The organism is Chryseobacterium luquanense, from assembly GCF_026460945.1.
Lineage (GTDB): Bacteria > Bacteroidota > Bacteroidia > Flavobacteriales > Weeksellaceae > Chryseobacterium > Chryseobacterium luquanense.
The window spans coordinates 31,100-50,694 of sequence record NZ_JAOVZV010000008.1 but is presented as its reverse complement, the minus strand read 5'-3'; the positions used below and the strand labels follow the sequence as shown (position 1 = coordinate 50,694).

At 33.0% G+C, this 19,595-nt stretch carries 14 protein-coding genes; 4 read left to right on the top strand and 10 right to left on the bottom strand.

The features are described 5' to 3' along the window. Positions 1–34: 34 nt before the first annotated feature. A complete protein-coding gene (locus OEA66_RS08405; protein WP_267280948.1) occupies positions 35–1,153 on the top strand; it encodes an FAD-dependent monooxygenase in 1,119 nt (372 codons plus the stop codon). Positions 1,154–1,184: 31 nt separating this feature from the next. On the opposite strand, the gene OEA66_RS08400 is transcribed toward OEA66_RS08405, so the two are convergent. The 7 genes from OEA66_RS08400 to OEA66_RS08370 all read right to left on the bottom strand — a co-directional run bounded on the left by OEA66_RS08400 (position 1,185) and on the right by OEA66_RS08370 (position 11,446). Further along, entirely contained in the window at positions 1,185–1,658 is a 474-nt protein-coding gene (locus OEA66_RS08400; protein WP_267280947.1) for a DUF3347 domain-containing protein, read from the bottom strand. Positions 1,659–1,781: 123 nt separating this feature from the next. Then, on the bottom strand, positions 1,782–4,007 hold the full coding sequence (locus OEA66_RS08395) for a TonB-dependent receptor plug domain-containing protein (protein WP_267280946.1): 2,226 nt from the start codon (positions 4,005–4,007) through the stop codon (positions 1,782–1,784). Between the two features lie 43 nt (positions 4,008–4,050). Beyond that, positions 4,051–4,860, bottom strand: a complete 810-nt coding sequence (gene kdsA / locus OEA66_RS08390; protein ID WP_076558453.1) for a 3-deoxy-8-phosphooctulonate synthase — start codon at positions 4,858–4,860, stop codon at positions 4,051–4,053. Then, the gene (locus OEA66_RS08385) at positions 4,857–5,729 is read right to left on the bottom strand and encodes a hypothetical protein (protein WP_267280945.1); all 873 of its coding nucleotides are present in this window, start codon (positions 5,727–5,729) and stop codon (positions 4,857–4,859) included. Before OEA66_RS08385 ends, kdsA begins: the two co-directional genes overlap by 4 nt. A gap of 10 nt (positions 5,730–5,739) precedes the next feature. Beyond that, a complete protein-coding gene (locus OEA66_RS08380) occupies positions 5,740–6,264 on the bottom strand; it encodes a DUF1697 domain-containing protein (RefSeq protein WP_267280944.1) in 525 nt (174 codons plus the stop codon). Between the two features lie 114 nt (positions 6,265–6,378). Continuing rightward, positions 6,379–7,869, bottom strand: coding sequence for a DUF8728 domain-containing protein (locus OEA66_RS08375; protein ID WP_267280943.1), 1,491 nt, complete (start codon positions 7,867–7,869; stop codon positions 6,379–6,381). 91 nt (positions 7,870–7,960) lie between these two features. Then, positions 7,961–11,446, bottom strand: coding sequence for a glycosyltransferase family 117 protein (locus tag OEA66_RS08370; protein ID WP_267280942.1), 3,486 nt, complete (start codon positions 11,444–11,446; stop codon positions 7,961–7,963). Between the two features lie 222 nt (positions 11,447–11,668). Here OEA66_RS08370 and OEA66_RS08365 point away from each other — a divergent pair, with 222 nt between their 5' ends. From OEA66_RS08365 to OEA66_RS08355, 3 genes are all read left to right on the top strand, one after another. Then, positions 11,669–12,706: a PLP-dependent cysteine synthase family protein gene (locus OEA66_RS08365; RefSeq protein ID WP_267280941.1), complete on the top strand. Its 1,038-nt coding sequence runs from the start codon at positions 11,669–11,671 to the stop codon at positions 12,704–12,706. A gap of 76 nt (positions 12,707–12,782) precedes the next feature. After that, the gene (locus tag OEA66_RS08360; RefSeq protein WP_267264779.1) at positions 12,783–14,045 is read left to right on the top strand and encodes an aminotransferase class I/II-fold pyridoxal phosphate-dependent enzyme; all 1,263 of its coding nucleotides are present in this window, start codon (positions 12,783–12,785) and stop codon (positions 14,043–14,045) included. Positions 14,046–14,309: 264 nt separating this feature from the next. Further along, complete coding sequence (locus OEA66_RS08355) at positions 14,310–16,505, top strand: B12-binding domain-containing radical SAM protein (RefSeq protein WP_267280940.1); 2,196 nt, start codon at positions 14,310–14,312, stop codon at positions 16,503–16,505. Between the two features lie 225 nt (positions 16,506–16,730). Here OEA66_RS08355 and OEA66_RS08350 read toward each other — a convergent pair whose 3' ends face one another. The 3 genes from OEA66_RS08350 to atpD all read right to left on the bottom strand — a co-directional run bounded on the left by OEA66_RS08350 (position 16,731) and on the right by atpD (position 19,526). Further along, entirely contained in the window at positions 16,731–17,561 is an 831-nt protein-coding gene (locus OEA66_RS08350; RefSeq protein WP_267280939.1) for a hypothetical protein, read from the bottom strand. Positions 17,562–17,642: 81 nt separating this feature from the next. Further along, a complete protein-coding gene (locus OEA66_RS08345) occupies positions 17,643–17,927 on the bottom strand; it encodes a FoF1 ATP synthase subunit delta/epsilon (RefSeq protein ID WP_267264776.1) in 285 nt (94 codons plus the stop codon). Positions 17,928–18,017: 90 nt separating this feature from the next. Continuing rightward, a complete protein-coding gene (atpD, locus tag OEA66_RS08340; protein ID WP_267280938.1) occupies positions 18,018–19,526 on the bottom strand; it encodes a F0F1 ATP synthase subunit beta in 1,509 nt (502 codons plus the stop codon). Positions 19,527–19,595 lie beyond the last annotated feature (69 nt).

Here is a 19,595-nt window from a genome sequence, read left to right as displayed (position 1 = left end):
ATATTCGCTCATTCGTGACATTAAATTTTAAGAAGTGAATAAAATCTCAATCATAGGAGCCGGAATTGGCGGTTTGACTTTAGGAAATATTCTCAAGAAACACCATTTAGATTTTACCATTTATGAATCTGCGCCAGAAATAAAACCTGTCGGAGCCGGAATTATGATGGCGGTCAATGCAATGCAAATTTTCGACAAATTATGTTTAAAAGAGAAAATTGAAAATGCTGGAAACAAAATTCACGCAATTTCGATTACCGATGAGAAGTTGAAAACCATTTCTACAACAAATGTTCTGGCTTTGGAAAAGAAATTCAATTCCTGCAATGTTGCGATTCACAGAGCTGAACTTCAGAAAATTTTAGCTGAAAATTTAGGCTTTGAAAATATCAAATTAAATCATTCTTTAAAACAGATTTCAAGGAAAGAAAATTATCATTTAGAATTTGAAAACGGAAATATAATTGAAAGTGAAATCGTTTTCGGAGCTGATGGAATTCATTCTAAAGTTAGAAATCAAATTTTTAAAACAGGAAACATTAGAAATGCCAGACAAAAATGCTGGCGTGGTTTAACTGATTTTAATCTTCCTGAAAAATACCATCATCATGCTTTAGAAATCTGGGGAAAAGGAAAACGTTTTGGTTTTGTGAAAATTTCTGAAACAAAAGTTTATTGGTACGCTTTAGTGAATGAAAATAAATTTACAGAAGACCTAGATTTGGTTGAAACGTTCAGAGACTTTGACCCATTAGTTTTAGAAATTTTAGAAACAACAAAAAAAGAAAATATTATTCTCAACGATATTATCGACCTCACTCGTATTCCAAAATGGCATACCGAAAATCTGTGTTTAATAGGTGATTCTGCCCATGCTACAACTCCGAATATGGGACAAGGTGCTTGTCAGTCAATTGAAGATGCTTATGTGATTGGAAAATTTTTAGAAAAGAATAAAAATTTCAATTCGGTTTTTGAGGAATTTCAGAAAATTCGAAGAAAAAAAGTAGATTATGTTGTTAGAAACAGCTGGACAATTGGCAATATATCGCAATGGGAAAAAAGAAATCAAATCAGGAATTTTCTCCTGCGCTCGATTCCAGAAAGTATGAATCAGAAAATGATTGAAAAGATTTTAAAGTTGGAGATATAAAAAAAGAAACCCGCTATGAGTTTCTTTTCATTTATTTAATTTCAGATTTTACAGAGCCGCATTTCAGCATCGAGCTTCCGTAATAAGGATTGATGATCTGTTTTTCATTACTTAGCCAACTGCCTTCCGCCATCGGACAATATTGCACATAAATGGTCTTATCGGAAATTTTATATTCATTAGCAATAGCAATCATCACTTCAGATAACTTGTAAAATGGTTTTCTCTGCGCATCAATATTTTTAGCTGCAGCAATTATTTTTGATTCTGATTTTAAAGAATTCAGCTTTTTCTCATCCAGAGTTTTTGAATTAAGTAAAGAAGCTGTTTTCAGAAATTCACCGGCTGCAACTGAAGTTTTCTTAAAATCATCAGAAGCCAAAGCAGATTTTACCGCAATATAATTCTGATACAATTTTGAAAGTTGAGGATTTGTTTTCGATTGCGCATTTACAGATAAAACGGCAAATACTGAAAACAAAAACGTAATGAGGTATTTTTTCATTTTAATTTCACATATTTATTATGATTTAAAAATACATGAATGCACTAATAAATTACAATATTTTTCAAAATAATATTCGTGCATCCGTGCTTTCAGTCAATAAATACATAACTTATTAATAGTTTACTTTATTTTAAATTCAAGCTTCACATTAAAGAACCTTCCCGTTAAACGTACCGGAACAGGATACATGATACTACTATTTGCATCAGTAATCCATTGATTGGCAACAGTATTATTGATATTAAAAGCATTAAAAACCTGAACTCCTAAAGTTAGTTCATCAAAGTTACTCAAGAAACCATACGTTTGTTTTTTTTCTTTAGCATCTACAAACGCATACGAAAGTCCTAAATCTACCCGCTTGTAAGAAGGTAGAGTTTTTTGATACTGATAAGGATCTGTGAAAACCGGTGCTCCATTTGGTAATCCCATTGCATAAGTTAGGGTAAGATTCACACGCATTTGCGGGAATTTAGGCATATAATCCTGATAAAACATGGCAAATCTAAAACGTTGATCTGTTGGTCTTGGAATATTACCTCTTCCGTCAATATTTTCAAAAACTCTTGCGTAACTTGCAGACAACCAGGAATCTACTCCAGGAACAAATTCACCAAACAATCTTGTATCCACTCCGTAAGCGTAACCAGAAGCATTATTTTTTCCCGAATAACGAATTCTCACATTATCCATATAATACGGAATCACATTATCCATTTTCTTATAATACAATTCTGTCGTTAATTTGAACGGTCTGTTATCATATTCAAACTCTAATTCATTGGCTAAAATTGCCTGAATTGATCGTTGAGATTTAATATTTGGATTAAAATTACCATTCAAGTCTTTAATTTCCTTATAAAAAGGCGCCTGATAATAAACTCCTCCCGAAAGTCTGAACCACATATCGGTATTCCATTCAGGTTTAATGGCAAACTGAGCTCTTGGTGAGAAAATAGTTTCATCATTAAAACTCCAATGCGCTACTCTTGCTCCACCATTTACCAAAACTTTACTTGATCCCCAGAAAAATTTCTGAGAATACTGTGCATAAGCCGACAATCTTGTTGGCTGAATATGATTGGCTCCCGAAATACTGTAAAATAAATCTAGATCTGAAGCATCAGGAATTCTTGGATCATCAATTGGATGCGGAATGCTGTAACCTGATGAATCTACCAATTTCCATTCGTTGGTTAAATCCTGCAGGTTTTCTTTTTCATATTTAAAACCTAATTCAATATCCGTATTTACATTGGGTGAGAAACGGGTTCTGAATTGTGTTCCATAAGTTTTTACAAATAAGTCGTTTCTTGCATGCTCAATTTGTCCGCCAACATCATACGAAGTAATCGGATTTCCTGTAATAGGGTCAAAAGTCTGCAAAATATAGCTCGAAGCAATCGAATAATATTCTTTTTCACGGTTTTGATATGCAAAACTATCTAAGGTAAATCTCCATTTATCGGAAGCTTTATAGTTCGCTGAAACAGTTCCCATCATATTTTTATATTGGTCATTTTCTTTACCATTATAAAAAACAGAGAGATTGATTGGCTGATTAACAGAACCGAAATCTACGCTTCTCTCCTTCGGAATCATATCATAATCATTCTTAGAATAATATCCGATGAATGACAGTGAAAGCTTGCTGTTGACGTGATAATTCAGATAAGACTGAAAATCATAGTAAACCGGGTTAAAATCTGTATCTTCATTTAAAGTATTCAGAACCAGATTAGTATTTCTATATCTTCCCGAAAATAAAGCAGTGAATTTTTTATTACCGTTTTCATCTTCTTTCCCAGATGCAAAACCTGTCGTTAATCTTCCTCCAATTAAACTCGCTTCACCAGAAAGTTCAAACTTTTTGGGTTCACGATAGTAAATATTTAAGGCAGAAGACATTTTATCACCATATCTTGGCTCAAAACCTCCAGCTGAAAAATTTACCGTAGAAACCATATCAGGATTGATGATACTTAAACCTTCCTGTTGAGAATTTCTAATCAAGAAAGGTCTGTAAATTTCAATATCATTAATGTAGATAAGGTTTTCGTCATAGTTTCCACCACGAACCATATATTGCGAAGAAAGTTCGGTATTTGAATTCACCGATGGAAGCGTTTTCAGAATTCCTTCAACACCGCCAGAAATACTTGCAACATTTTTGGCATCTTTAGCTGAAATTCTTACTGCGGTCACATCGTTGGTTCTCCCGGTCACTTTTTTCTGGAAAACAACTTCCTCAATATTGGTAACTCTTGCTGTAGTATCTCTCTTTTTTGTTTGTGAGAATACTAAAACCGGTACTATAAGGCTTAGTGGTAAAACTAGTTTTTTCAAAAGGAATTATTTAGAATTTCTAAAATTAAGTATTTTTTAACAATTATAGTATAGATTCTCTTACTCTTGTGAGTTTTTGTAATAAATCTTCCAATAAATCCAGTCTTAACATATTTGCGCCGTCTGAAAGTGCTGTTTCAGGAGTTGGATGCGTTTCAATGAAAAGTCCGTCTGCTCCTACTACAATTCCAGCTTTTGCAATTGTTTCGATTAAATCTGGTCTTCCTCCTGTAACTCCCGAACTTTGGTTGGGTTGTTGCAAAGAATGCGTTACATCCAAAATTACCGGTGCATAATTTCTCATTGTAGGAATTCCTCTGTAATCAACGATTAAATCTGAATATCCGAAAGAATTTCCTCTTTCAATAATTGCAACTTTTTCGTTGTTTGAATCTGTAATTTTCTGAACCGCAAATTTCATTGATTCCGGAGAAAGGAATTGCCCTTTTTTCAACGTTACACATTTTCCTGTTTCTGCTGCAGCAACCAAAAGATCTGTCTGACGAACCAAAAACGCAGGAATCTGAAGAACATCCACATATTGTGCAGCTAAAGCAGCGTGCTCATTTTCGTGAATGTCTGTCGTTGTCGGAATATTGAAAGTCTCTCCTACTTTTTTAAGGATTTCCAAAGATTTTTCTTCACCTATGGTTGTGAAAGAATCTACTCTGCTTCTATTCGCTTTTTTAAAACTTCCTTTGAAAATATACGGAATATTATATTTATTGGTCAGTTCAATTACTTTCTCGGCAATTCTTAAAGCCATATCTTCGCCTTCAATAATGCAAGGTCCGGCAATTAAAAAAAAGTTTTTGGAGTCTTTGTGTTGTATGTTATCTAAATGTTGAATCATTGAATTTTACTTTGTTTTTCTTTAATTATACTTTCTAATTGATCGATATTCCTTTGATAACGATTCGTATTGGGTTGAGATTTTAGTTCTTTCAACCATTTCTCAGCAATTCCTAAATTATTATTCTGAGCACTTGCTGCTACTGTATTAATTATCGCCTCAATTTTATTATTATCTGTTTTAAAAGTAGATAGATTTTGTGTTAAAAAAACATCTGCTTCTTTTAATTTTTCTTGATGCACAAGTGCATAAATATATTCTTTCTTTACTAAATCATCAGCTTTTTTATTCTTTATAGCTTCAGTACAAATCTTTTCAGCATCTGCAAATTTTCCCATTGCATTATACGAAAAAATCAATTCAAAATATAACGCTTCTGTCTTAAAATTATTTTTATAAAGTTCTAAAAGTTTTGGCAATGCCAGTTGAGGAAAGTTGGCTCCATTAAGTCCACTTGCTCTGCTTAATTGCTTTTCATTTTCAGGCTTAGAACTCTTGTAAAATTCCATCCATTTTGGAGGAGACTCTAAATTTAGTTTTTTCACAACATCATTACTGAGTTTGGCTGTTTTAAGATTAAAATTACCTATTCTTGAAGTCAACATTGAGGTTTTATGAAATTCATCAGTTGTAACTTTCAGCTTTCCATTTTCTTCAACCAAATCTCCTAAACTTCTAAATGAATATCCCGCCATTTCATCGTAATAAATAAAACCATAACTAAATTTTGTCTCAGCTTCTTTCTTAGGTAATGCAACATAAGAATTTTCTGAATCTACAACATTAGAATCAAATTTTAAGTCTGAAACTGTTTGCGAACTAGCAAGCAAGCTTAAAACTAAAAATGAACTGATAAATATTTTTTTCATAAGTGTGTTTTTAAAATTTCTTTAAAATCTTCTCAAAAGTATTGATATTTCTGCTGGTAAACTGATCTTTCAGACTTTTTTTACCTAAAATTTTTCCAAAACTTGAATCTAGTGTATTTCCTTTAGGAATCTGCCAATAGAATATATTGTTAACGATTTCGCCTTTCTCGTTTTCTGTTTTTGAAGCACTTTCAAATTCTTTCATCAGAACATTTTCTACATTTTCGTTTCCAACAAATGCATAAGTATGAAAGGCTTCATTTTTTTCAAATGGATTTTTAGTCCAAAACAATTCTGTTTCTTCTGAATTTTTAACAAAAAGAAAAGCTTCATAGTTAAAGTAATCAGACATTGCTTTTTCTAGAATTTCTTTTAAGTCTTTTGCATTTTTATCGGAACTGAAAATAATATTTCCCGACGCTAAAACCGAGCTTACATTTTCCATTCCGGCATTTTTGAAAACCTGACAGACTTCTGCCATTTTCATATTGGTTCCTTTTACGTTGACTCCGCGTAGAAAAGCACAGTATTTCATTAATTTAAGTTGAGATTGAGGTTAATATTGAGTTTGAGAGTTGTAGTGTTTTAGAGATGAAGAATTTTCGTAATTGTAAAACTTTAAGCTCCCAAAATCCATCTTTAAGTCACATTATTTTTTAATTTTTTCATATAAATTATAGTCTGTTCCTGAAGGTTTCAGTTTATAAATTTTTTCTAAAATCGAATATTGACTTTTTAGATAATTATTTATTCTAAATTCATTCAGAAGTCGGTAATTCTCTTTATAATATTCTGCATCTTTTCCTTCAAATAGATTATTGTACGAAAGTAAATATTTTGGTTTTCTGTTTTTAACGGTGTTTAACCAATAATGAGGTTTGTCTTTTATAATTTCCTTTTGAATTTGTTTGTCGACCAAACCCACTTCATCAATCGTTTTTAAGCCTGAAAAATACGGAACATAACCAGCCGGTTCCAGCAAAATCCATTGTTTTTTATCTTTTTCGTAGGTATTTAGAAATAACCCGATTGATCTTCTGTAATTCCACTCACCATTTCCTGTTGCGATAGAATGTATTGTTTGAAAAGCCAACATTGGTAAAATATAGATTAAAATTAACAAAGTCAACCAAATATTTCTTTTTACTTTCTGCTCTAATACAAAAATTAAAATCGGAACGAAAAGTAAGATCTGCGGAACCCAATAATACCAATCGAAAAGGCTTTTTTGAGAAAGGAAAATAATCTGTTTTGACCATGCAAATAGAAAAATGATCCATAAAAAGTAATTTCTTTTATTTCGTTGCCTGATTAAATAAATAAAACAAAGCAATTCAAAAAGAATAATAACGATTGTAACTGGATTAAAGTTTCCAGGTAATTTTAGCATTCCCCAAAAGTTTCCATAATTTAATCTGAAATATTCGAAATTTTGATATAAAGTATAAACCTTGTCGTAAGCCAATTTTTTAGCAACAATCGTATTATTTACCAATTCACCAAAGTAAAACCAATTGAACGAAACACAAACTACAACCCCCAAAATTCCACCTAAAATATAACTCCATCTTATTTTTTTATTCCAGAAAATGTCAACTAAAAATACAATTCCAAGGAAAATTACGGTATCAATTCTGGTAAATAAAATCAAAGTTGAAAGTAAAAGAAATGCCCATTTTTTCTCTTTTTTAAAGCCATAATATAGTAAAGCCATTTCAAGGAAAAACAGAATTCCGTATTCCATTCCAAGAATTGAAATTTTTATTGATGGCGGCAAAATCCCAAATAAAAAGATGAAAATCGCTTTATGCCAATTGTTTTTGAACAAAACATGAGACAGAAATAAACTTCCAATTGTAAAAAGTGCTGTATTAAATATAAGCAACGGCTCAATAAAATTTTCTTTCCCGAAAATCAGATTGAAAATATAGGAAACGAAAACATACAAATGCGTTGTTGATGCCGATATTTTTGTATCTCCATTGAAACCAATCACCCCATAATCCATCAGATTTTGAGCAACTCGCCAAGTGATGAAAGCATCCTCCTGAATGTGGTGCGTCAATAGAAAATAAAGCTTTGCAATGATTGCAAAAAATACAGCGTAGATTGGGAGATTCTTGTTTTGAGATTCAGCCATTGCGTTTTTTTAGTTGCACAAATATAATTCTAAATTTCAGGAATATCAACACAAAAAAAACGGAACCGAAGTTCCGTTTTAAGTATCTATTTTATTGTGTTGCTTTGATAATTGCAGTGGTAATCTGATCTTCTTTTTCTTTAGAGTAAGTAGAATCAAATGGTTCCATCACATCAAATAAATATTGATAGAAAGGTGTGATTCGCTGTACGTTTTCAGATTCTTTCATTGCTTTTTCTTTGCCCATTTGCTGAAGATCTTTAATGAAAACATTAAATTTCTTGTCAATAGGTTCAATAGATTTCACTAAATAATTATAAGCTTTTTCGTTCTGCCCTAATTTCTTGTAAGCATCGGTAACTGAAGTCACAACTAACGAATATTCCATTGGTTTTGATCCTAAAGCTCTTCCAACAAATCTTTGTTCAGCCTTGCTTAATGTTAAGTAATAATCATATTCTTCAAAAATTCCTTTTTTAAGAACTTCAGCCAATTTTAATCCTTTTTCTTCTTGTCCGGCAACGATATATCCATAAACCATTGAGCTTAAAGAACGAGGATCATTGTATTTTTCAGCAGGAATTTCTTTTGCTGCAATATCTAATATTTCCAAAGCTTTTGCTTTTTGTCCTGATAATGCTAATGCAGCTGCTGCTCTACTTGCTGAACTTCTGTAGCTCATAATATTTGAAGTTGCAGTCTCGTCAAAATGTACATTCAAATCTTTGAAATTACCCCATCTGAAGTTTTTTACAACATTATATAATGAGTTAGCATCTACTCTTCCCATTTCCCCATCTGAACTTCTCGGCGTACGAATCGGAACCAATCGGTAACTGAAACCGTCAAACTGAAGATATTCATCTAGATAAAAGATATTTTCTTTATCATAAACCCCTCCTGAAGAGAAATTGATTGGTCTTTTCCAGTCGAAATTTGCCAAAATATCAAACATCATCAAGTTGTTCTTATATAAAGTTCCCGCTTTATAATCAACCGTAATATAATCCACAGTATTTGGAAGATCTGAAGCATTAATGATTCCCGCTTTTACAGCATTCGCTTTGTTTACAGGAATTACAAATTTATTCACCGGAAGGAAATTATATTTGTCATAACGCTCTTCTCCAAAAATCATTTTTAGAACTTCATCTTTTTCAGGAGATTTAGTTTTAATAAAATCCATTGCCTCTTTCAAAGTCATGGAATCCTTCACCAGATATTTCTGGAATGGAGCAATTGCACTTTCCGGAGCTCCGGCTTGTTGAAGATTAGCAATAATATTTTTCCAATCGTTGTTTTTCATCAAATAGATTTGGTCGTTTACACCATCTCTGTAATCTTCGTGAGAAAGCTGACTTGGAATTGCATTCGCATTATATGTTTTTCTTTTTACCTGATCAATATTCCAAGGCGTTGAAAGCAAAGTAAAGTTCACCACTTTCACATCATCACGGAATCTTTCAGTTTCCTGCATTGCCCAAACCGGATACGTATCATTGTCTCCGTAAACAAATAAAATATCTTCTTTTGGTAATGATTTTAATACTGAATAAGAATAATCGTAAGCCGTATATCTATTGCTTCTGTCATGAACATTATAATTCTGGAATCCCATCATAAAAGGAACTCCCAATAAAATAACTCCAAAACCTATATTTGCAGCGTTTGACTTTACTTTAGATTGTAAATACCACAGAATAGCTCCTGCTCCCAAACCAATCCAAATGGCAAATGCGTAGAATGATCCCACCATTGCGTAATCTCTTTCTCTTGGCTCGAAAGGTTTAACTCCTGTATAGAAAATAATTCCGACACTTGTTAAAATAAATAAAGACAAAATAGCGTAGAATCTTCCGAAGTCTCTGCTAAACTGGAAATAACATCCTAAAATCCCTAAAAGTAGCGGTAAAAAGAAGAAAGCTACAGTACTTTCGTTTTTGAATTTTGCAGGCATTGCATCCTGATTTCCCCAAAGTGCATTATCGATTGGAGCAATTCCGGAAATCCAGTTTCCTTTTGTATTTTCACTGTTTCCTTCAAGGTCATTCTGTCTTCCAACATAATTCCACATCAAATATCTAAGGAAGTAATATCCATTTTGAAATGAAATAAAATATTCCATATTCTGAGCCAAAGAAGGCTTCTGAACTGTAATTAAATTATAAGGTCTTACTTTTAAATAATCTGCAGCAGTAATAGATCCGTCTTCATATTTAGCTCTAAGTTCTTTAAAGATTTCTTCTGCTTCAGGACTATCTGCAATATCTTCATTAGCATAGTTAAATTTAAAATCCGGCGCTCCGTACATAGAAATGTAATTAGCCATTACATCTTTATCGTCATTGAACATTCTCGGCATTAAACTTACATGAGATTTGTCGAAAACATAGTTAAAACGCTCACTTGTTTTTCTGTAAGTACCCGCTTTTTCGTCTTTTTCGTAAACTTCTCCCGTTTTGGTTGTTTTAAAACTTCCGTCCTCGTTCTTCTGAATTCCGTTTGCATCTAAGAAAGCGGTGTAGTTTTGACCGTAAATTGTTGGCCAGTCTCCATACTGTTCTCTGTTATAATAATCAAGCATACCAATTGCAGTATCCGGATCATTAAGGTTCATTGGCGGATTTGCATTTGCTCTGATCGGAATTACCATCCAACAAGAAAAACCAATAATCATATAAACTACCGATAAAGCTACAGTCTGGAAAATATTTTTCTTCGCTTGTCTCGCATATTTAATTATGAAATAACAAAGCGCAACCATAATGATAAAGCCGGCAATCGTTCCTGAGTGGAAAGGAAGTCCTAAACCATTCACGAAGAATATTTCTAATTTTCCGAATAATGACATAATTACCGGGAAAATAATTTTAAAAACTAAAATTAATATTCCTAAAGTGATTAAGTTTGCCCAAAGGAAATTTAACCAAGTAAATTTGTAGTTTCTTGCATAATATACTAAACATACGGCAGGAATTGCAAGCATTCCCATCATATGAACTCCCACAGAAAGTCCTAAAATAAAGAAAATTAAAATAATCCATCTTTCGTTATCTCTCTCCAGATATTCATTTTCCCATTTAGTAATTAACCAAACCAAAAGCGCAATAAACATAGACGCCATTGAATAAACTTCACCTTCCACCGCAGAAAACCAAAAAGTATCTGAAAAAGTGAAACATAAAGCACCAATTACTCCTGCGAAAAGGATTGAAGTTTCCTGATGTCTTGTAATTTCTTCAAAATCTTTGTTCAGAAGCCTTCTTACAAAATGAGTAATCGTCCAGAACAGAAACAAAATTGTAAATGCACTGAATAATGCAGACATTGCATTGATAACGATTGAATAATTTTCACCCTTACCTAAAGCAAAAATGGCAGCTACTGCTCCCACAATTTGAAATAATGCCGCTCCGGGAGCATGAGTTACTTCTAATTTTACTGCTGAAGAAATGTATTCACCACAATCCCAAAAACTAAAGTTGGGTTCTATGGTCGATAAGTACGTGAAAAATGCAATGACGAAAGTCACCCATCCGAGAACGGTGTTCCATTGCCTAAAAGTCCAGTTTTTCATAGTATAAAATCAATTATGCGAAAATAAGGTTTTTAGATTAGTTTATATTGATTTTAACAAAATTTAAAAAAATCGGCGTAGTTTTTGCGTACTTCGGATAGCTGAAAGCAAAAATAAATCACGTATTTATATAATTTGCGAACTTAAAATGAACTAAAAGTTTAAAAATAATTTATTTTTTTGTATTTTTGCGGTCAGATTTTTATTGAAAAATAACAAATAATGAGTAATGTTTACGATAATATTCTTGGCTTGATTGGGAGTACTCCTTTGGTAAAATTAAATACCGTCACAAAAGAAATACCTGCAATCATTTATGCCAAGTTAGAGTCATATAATCCTGGACATTCCACTAAAGATAGAATCGCACTTCATATTATAGAAAACGCTGAGAAAAAAGGTTTATTAAAGGAAGATTCTGTAGTTGTAGAGACCACTTCCGGAAATACAGGTTTTTCACTTGCTATGGTTTGCATCATTAAAGGATACAAATGTATTTTGGCGGTGAGCGACAAAACAAAACCTGAGAAGATTGCTTATCTTAAAGCTCTTGGTGCAACAGTTTATGTATGTCCTGCGAATGTGCCTGCGAATGACCCAAGATCATATTATGAAGTAGCAAAAAGAATTGCCGCTGAAACTCCAAATTCTGTGTATATCAATCAATACTTTAACGAGTTGAATATTGATGCACATTATCAAACTACGGGTCCTGAACTTTGGGAGCAAACACAAGGTAAAATTACACACCTTTTTGCTTGTACAGGAACTGGTGGAACTTTATCAGGTTCTGCAAAATTTTTAAAAGAAAAAAATCCTGATATCAAAATTATCGGTGTTGATGCTGACGGATCAATTTTAAAAAGTTACCACGAGACGGGAGAAATTCACAAAGAAGATGTGCACCCTTACCAAATTGAAGGTATGGGAAAAAATTTGATTCCTTCTGCCCTTCTTTTTGATAAAGTGGATGAGTTCGTAAGAGTAAACGACGAAATGTCTGCGTACAGAACCCGCGAAATTGCATTGAAAGAAGCAATAATGGGAGGTTACACAACCGGAGCTGTTACACAGGGATTAATTCAATATGCTAATTCTCACGAATTTACAGAAAATGATTTGGTAGTTTTAATCTTCCCGGATCACGGATCAAGATATATCACTAAGGTTTACAGTGATAAATGGATGGCTGAACAAGGTTTCATAAACAATTGTTTCCACAATTACGAAGAAGTCTTTAAGACAGAAATCATCAAATAGAATTTAAAAAAAAGATACAAATCAAGCCTTTTTGTAAATCACAAAAGGCTTTTTTACATAAAACTTACTAATTACAATGGTAGATATTTTTGAAAGAATTAAACAAAATCCAGGACCTCTAGGTCAGTTTGCAGATTACGCAGAAGGATATTTTGTATTCCCAAAATTGGAAGGTCCTATTGGTCCGAGAATGAAATTTCAAGGTAAAGATGTAATTTTCTGGAGTGCCAATGACTATTTAGGTCTTTGTAACCATCCTGAAGTTTTGGAAGCTGATGCAAAAGCTGCAGCAGAATTCGGAATGTTTTATCCGATGGGTGCAAGAGCAATGTCCGGTGAAACTCAACAACATCAGCAACTGGAAAAAGAATTGGCAGAATTTACTCAAAAGGATGCTGCTTATTTATTGAATTTCGGTTATCAAGGAATGGTTTCTTGTATCGATGCATTGGTGACAAGACATGACGTTATCGTTTATGATGCAGATTCTCACGCTTGTATCGTTGACGGAGTTCGTCTTCACATGGGAAAAAGTTTTACTTTCAAACATAATGACATTGAGAGCTTAGAAAAAAACTTAGCAAGAGCAACCAAAGTTGCTGAAGAAAACGGCGGTGGAATCTTAGTGATTACTGAAGGGGTTTTCGGAATGAGAGGAATGCAGGGAAAACTAAAAGAAATTTGTGACTTAAAGTCTAAATTCAATTTCAGATTGTTGGTTGATGATGCACATGGTTTCGGAACTTTAGGTAAAACAGGAGCTGGAGCTGGTGAAGAGCAAGGTTGTCAAGATCAAATCGATGTTTATTTCTCAACGTTTGCTAAATCTATGGCAGGTTTCGGAGCTTTTCTTTCAGGAGATGAAACGATTATCAGATTTTTAAAATACAATCTTCGTTCTCAGATTTTTGCTAAATCTTTGACAATGCCAATGGTAATCGGAGGTTTAAAAAGATTGGAACTATTGAGAACTCGCCCAGAAATTAAAGATAAATTGTGGGAAAATGTGACTAAACTTCAAAACGGACTGAAAGAAAGAGGTTTCAACCTTGGAAACACCAATACGTGTGTAACACCAGTTTTCATTCAGGGAACAACGATTGAAGCAACGCTTTTAGCGAAAGATTTAAGAGAAAATTACGGAGTATTTACTTCAGTGGTAGTATATCCTGTAATTCCAAAAGGAATGATTTTGTTAAGATTAATTCCTACAGCTTCACACACAGATTCAGAAATTAACGAAACTTTGGCGGCTTTTGAAGGCATCAAAGAAAAATTAGAATCTGGACAGTATGCAGAAATGGAAAAACAAATGAACATCGAATACAAACAAATGTAATTCTGATTTTCATTTAAATATAAAAACAACCGTTAGAATTTCCTAGCGGTTTTTTGTTTAAATTTTAAAATATCAAGAAAATGAAAAAATTAAGTTTATTAAGATTCAAATAAATTTGAATGAAGCGGTCTGCTTAATAATATCTTTAGATATTTACTTAATTATTCTTACCATTTAAACTTTCTTAATGTTTAATTTTTCAAATCATTCAAAAAAATGTTCTTCCTTTTCCATTTAAACCCATAAATTTGCAAAAAATTACTTTTGAAAGATCTTCTTCTTATTACTCCACCTTTCACGCAACTCAACACTCCTTATCCGGCGACCGCATATATTAAAGGTTTTCTAAATACCAAAAATATATCAAGCTATCAGATCGATTTGGGGATTGAAGTGATTTTGGAATTGTTTTCAAAAGAAGGTATCCAAAAGATTTTTGCAAAATCTATAGACTTAAAAAATACTTCAGAAAACTCTCAGAGAATTTTTGCTTTAAGAGATGAATATATTAAAACCATCGATCAGGTTATTCTTTTTTTACAGAATAGAAATCCTACTTTAGCAAGACAGATTTGTTCGATGAACTTTTTGCCCGAAGCTTCCCGTTTCAATCAGCTCGACGATATGGAATTTGCTTTCGGAAATATGGGTTTACAGGACAAAGCTAAACATCTGGCTACTTTATATTTAGAAGATTTATCTGATTATATAGTTGAACACATCGATTCTGATTTCGGTTTCAGTAGATATGCCGAGCGATTGGGAAAATCTGCCAATTCTTTTGACGAACTGTATGCTAAATTAAATTCAGATCAAACTTTTGTTGACAACATCACTTTAAAAATTCTTCGCGAAAAACTGGAAATGGTTCAGCCAAAACTTATTTGTTTTTCAGTGCCGTTTCCCGGAAATTTATATTCAGCTTTTCGGTCAGCAAAATTTATAAAAGAAAATTATCCTCACATCAAAACTGCGATGGGTGGTGGTTTTCCGAATACCGAATTAAGAGAAATTAAAGATCAAAGAGTTTTTGAGTTTTTTGATTTCATTACTTTAGATGATGGTGAAGTTCCTCTTGAATTGGTTTACGAAAATGTTTGTCATTCTGAGCAATGTAAAGAATCACAATTCAAAAGAACTTTTTTACTTGAAAATGAAAAAGTTGTCTACAAAAATAATTCTACCAAGCACGATTATAAACAATCTGAAATTGGAACTCCCGATTATACTGATTTGCAGCTAGATCAATATATTTCTGTCATTGAAATTGCCAATCCTATGCACAGTTTATGGAGCGACGGACGATGGAATAAACTCACCATGGCGCATGGTTGCTATTGGGGCAAATGTACTTTCTGTGATATTTCTTTAGATTACATTAAAATTTACGAACCCATTTCTGCCAAAATTTTGGTTGACAGAATGGAAGAATTAATTAAAACAACTGGCGAAACCGGATTTCATTTTGTAGACGAAGCCGCTCCTCCAGCTTTAATGAGAGAAGTTGCTCTGGAAATTTTACGAAGAAATCTTGTCGTAACCTGGTGGACCAATATTCGTTTTGAAAAAAGCTTTACTCAGGATTTATGTTTTTTATTAAAACTTTCAGGTTGCGTTGCGGTTTCAGGTGGACTTGAAGTTGCAAGTAACCGATTGTTAAAATTAATTGATAAGGGTGTTTCTGTAGATCAAGTTGCCAGAGTAACAAGAAATTTTACGGAAGCAGGAATTATGGTTCATGCCTATTTAATGTATGGTTATCCAACTCAGACGATTCAAGAAACAGTGGATTCTTTGGAAATGGTTCGTCAGCTTTTTGAAATGGGAATTTTACAAAGTGGTTTTTGGCATCAGTTTGCGATGACTGCACATTCTCCGGTTGGGCAAAATCCTGAAGAGTTTGGAGTGATTCCATTAAAACAAGAAATAAAGTTTGCCAACAATGATATCGACTTTAAAGATAAAACAGGAATCGATCACAGTAAATTTAGTTTCGGTTTAAAAAAATCTCTTTTCAATTTCATGCACGGAATTAATTTTGATATCCCGTTGCAGGATTGGTTTGATTTTAAAATTCCTAAAACAACTATTCATTCTGATTATATTCATGACAGTCTTTTGGATGAAGACCAATTCAGTTTTAAAGGCAATTCTAAAATAATATTTTTAGCTAAAAACGTAATCGCTGAGAATTACATAAAAACAAAAAAGCAAAACTCTTGGGCGTACACGAGAATTACGTTCCATTTAAGAACAAATATTGTAAAAGTCGAATTGGAACATGAAAAGGCAGGTTGGTTGATAAAAATTATTTCTGAAAATACTTTTGACAACCCGAAACGTATTACGCTTCAGAAACTTAAGCTTAATTTTGAAGAAAAATTTGATGATTTTGAATTATTTTGGTTTTCAAAACCTATTCAACAATTAAAAGAGAATGGAATTATTTTAAGGCTATAAATTTTGAATATTTCTTATTAAAATAAAAGACATATCGAATCGTTACTCCATAAGATCTCGTTATCAGTATTTTAAAAATTAATATTTGGCTTCATCTGAAGTGACAAACTAAAATAATAAATCCCGACATTGCTTTCAGGATTTATGTGATTTGATTAAAAGCCAATTGAATTTAAATTATTCAGGCTAAAGTACTGCTCTATTTAATTAAAGATTTTATAAATTTTATTTTTTTTCTTTTTCCACTCCATCTTTTACAACTTCTCCAACTTCTACTTTTTCTTTAATTTTAATAAAATTTGGATCCAGAATTGCCATTCTTTCTGCTAGAGCTTTGTAAGTTGGAAACTTTAAAATAGAAGCACGTCCCGACATTTCTCTGTATAAAGTAAAAACTTTTCCTCCGGCTGTGGTAATTCTTTTGGTTGTTGTACTATATTTTCCAACTAACTTACTTTTAGCATCATACATTTCAATATCAACAAAAGTTTTGTCAGAAATCGTATCTTCGGAACCAAAACTTACCGGTAAATTCGTAAAATATCCAACGGGAACTCCATTACTTAAAATTTCACCCACATTATTAACGGTAATATTGAGTTTATCAATTTTTGTTCGGATTGTGTAAGCTTCTTTCGTCTTGGCATCGAGTTTTCTTTTTGGCATATTTTTAAAAACTTCATCCAAATTTTTGATATTGATTCCTCTTTCATCAATAATTTTCAAAGCCTTAATACAAGTGTAAACTGCAGATTTCTCATCGCCCGAAAATGCTGAAGGAGAAATATAATCCATATCCAGCGTTTTTTCACGGTTGTAGACACGATTTAATTTCACATAACTATCACGTACTGAGTCTACAATACTTTTATCAACAAATTGCATCGTAAAAATCGGGGTTTCTTTCAAATCCATAAAAGTATATTCTCCGGATTTGCTTGTGATTTTCGCAACGTGAATTCCATCTAAGCTTACAATGCCTCTTTTCGTTTTAATAAGTTGAGCATTTAGAATAAAGCCCAAAACTGTAAAGAACATGATTAAATTTCTTTTCATAAAATCAAATTTTTACAAAGCATAAAAAAAGTGTAACCAAAGTTACACTTTCTTGAAAATATATTTAGCTTCTCAATTTAATTATTCGCAAAGGATGATTCCTTTATCATTATTAAATTCTACAACACCGCTTTTGATTGTGTAAGAAAAAACTTCAGTTTGATTTTCATTTTCTTTAGTAAAATTTTTAGCATAAGCTTCGTCAATAGACTTTGCGAATAGCTTTACTTTACCACCTGATAATGAAGAAACAATTCCTGCGTGGTTTTTCATCAGGTGAAATTCACCATTTTTTCCCGGCAGCAATACTGAATCTACTTCTCCTTCAAAAACTACGTATTCTGGTGTTAAAATTTTTATATTCATTTTTAATTTAGATTTAAAGATTTCAGAATTCAGATTTCAGACATAAAAGTCTCATGTCTAGAATCTGACATCTTGTGTCTAATTAATTTATTATGCGTTGTCGGCTAGCATTTTTTCTCCAGCTTCGATAGCTTCCTCGATAGTTCCTTTCAAGTTGAAAGCAGCTTCCGGTAAGTGATCCAATTCACCATCCATAATCATTGTAAATCCTTTGATGGTATCTTTAATATCAACTAAAGATCCAGGAATACCTGTAAACTGTTCTGCAACATGGAAAGGCTGAGACAAGAATCTCTGAACTTTTCTAGCTCTGTAAACTACAGATTTATCTTCTTCTGAAAGTTCTTCCATACCTAAGATAGCGATGATATCCTGAAGCGCTTTGTATCTCTGAAGAATTTCTTTTACTCTTTGAGCACAGTTATAATGTTCTTCACCGATAATTTCCGGAGCCAAGATTCTTGACGTAGAAGCCAATGGATCTACAGCCGGGTAAATACCTAATGAAGCAATTTTTCTATCTAATACTGTTGTAGCATCTAAGTGAGCAAAGGTAGTTGCAGGAGCCGGGTCAGTTAAATCATCCGCAGGTACGTAAACCGCTTGTACTGAAGTAATTGAACCATTTTTAGTTGAAGTAATTCTTTCCTGCATTGCACCCATTTCAGATGCCAAAGTTGGTTGGTAACCTACCGCAGAAGGCATACGACCCAAAAGTGCAGATACTTCAGAACCAGCTTGTGTAAAACGGAAAATGTTATCTACAAAGAAAAGTACGTCTCTACCTTGTCCTGTTTCACCACCGTCTCTGTAATATTCAGCTAAAGTAAGACCAGAAAGTGCTACTCTTGCTCTTGCTCCAGGTGGCTCGTTCATCTGTCCGAAAACGAATGCAGCTTTAGAATCTTTCATTACTTCTAAATCTACTTTAGAAAGATCCCAACCTCCGTTTTCCATAGAGTGCATAAACTCATCACCATACTTGATAATTCCAGATTCTAGCATCTCTCTCAAAAGGTCATTTCCTTCTCTCGTTCTTTCACCTACACCGGCAAAAACAGAAAGACCACCGTGTCCTTTTGCAATATTGTTAATCAACTCCTGAATCAATACCGTTTTACCTACACCTGCACCACCGAACAATCCAATTTTACCTCCTTTAGAGTAAGGCTCAACTAAGTCGATTACTTTAATACCTGTGAATAAAACTTCTGCAGAAGTTGAAAGTTGATCAAATTTCGGAGCTGGTCTGTGAATTGGAAGACCACCTTCCTTAGAAATATTTTGAAGCCCATCGATAGCATCACCAACAACGTTGAAAAGTCTTCCGTTTACTGCATCACCGATTGGCATGATAATAGGATTTCCGTATCCGATTACATCCTGACCTCTTTTAAGACCATCAGTTGCATCCATTGCGATACATCTTACTGTATCTTGACCGATATGCTGCTCTACTTCTAATACTACTTTTTCACCGTTTTCTTTTGTAATCTCCAAAGCATCGTAGATACTTGGTATAGCCTCTACATTATTAAAAACTACGTCGATTACAGGACCAATAATTTGAGAAATTTTTCCTTTAATTTGGTTTGCCATTGCTAAATTTTTTCTTGGTGCAAATATAATGATTCTTCACAAACCTGCAATTGCTAAAAAAAAGATTTT

Coding starts and splice junctions, on each gene's coding strand:
- OEA66_RS08400 (WP_267280947.1), bottom strand. CDS start 1,658: ATGAAAAAATACCTCATTACGTTTTTGTTTTCAGTATTTGCCGTTTTA.
- kdsA (WP_076558453.1), bottom strand. CDS start 4,860: ATGATTCAACATTTAGATAACATACAACACAAAGACTCCAAAAACTTT.
- OEA66_RS08385 (WP_267280945.1), bottom strand. CDS start 5,729: ATGAAAAAAATATTTATCAGTTCATTTTTAGTTTTAAGCTTGCTTGCT.
- OEA66_RS08380 (WP_267280944.1), bottom strand. CDS start 6,264: ATGAAATACTGTGCTTTTCTACGCGGAGTCAACGTAAAAGGAACCAAT.
- OEA66_RS08375 (WP_267280943.1), bottom strand. CDS start 7,869: ATGGCTGAATCTCAAAACAAGAATCTCCCAATCTACGCTGTATTTTTT.
- OEA66_RS08370 (WP_267280942.1), bottom strand. CDS start 11,446: ATGAAAAACTGGACTTTTAGGCAATGGAACACCGTTCTCGGATGGGTG.
- OEA66_RS08365 (WP_267280941.1), top strand. CDS start 11,669: ATGAGTAATGTTTACGATAATATTCTTGGCTTGATTGGGAGTACTCCT.
- OEA66_RS08360 (WP_267264779.1), top strand. CDS start 12,783: ATGGTAGATATTTTTGAAAGAATTAAACAAAATCCAGGACCTCTAGGT.
- OEA66_RS08350 (WP_267280939.1), bottom strand. CDS start 17,561: ATGAAAAGAAATTTAATCATGTTCTTTACAGTTTTGGGCTTTATTCTA.
- OEA66_RS08345 (WP_267264776.1), bottom strand. CDS start 17,927: ATGAATATAAAAATTTTAACACCAGAATACGTAGTTTTTGAAGGAGAA.
- atpD (WP_267280938.1), bottom strand. CDS start 19,526: ATGGCAAACCAAATTAAAGGAAAAATTTCTCAAATTATTGGTCCTGTA.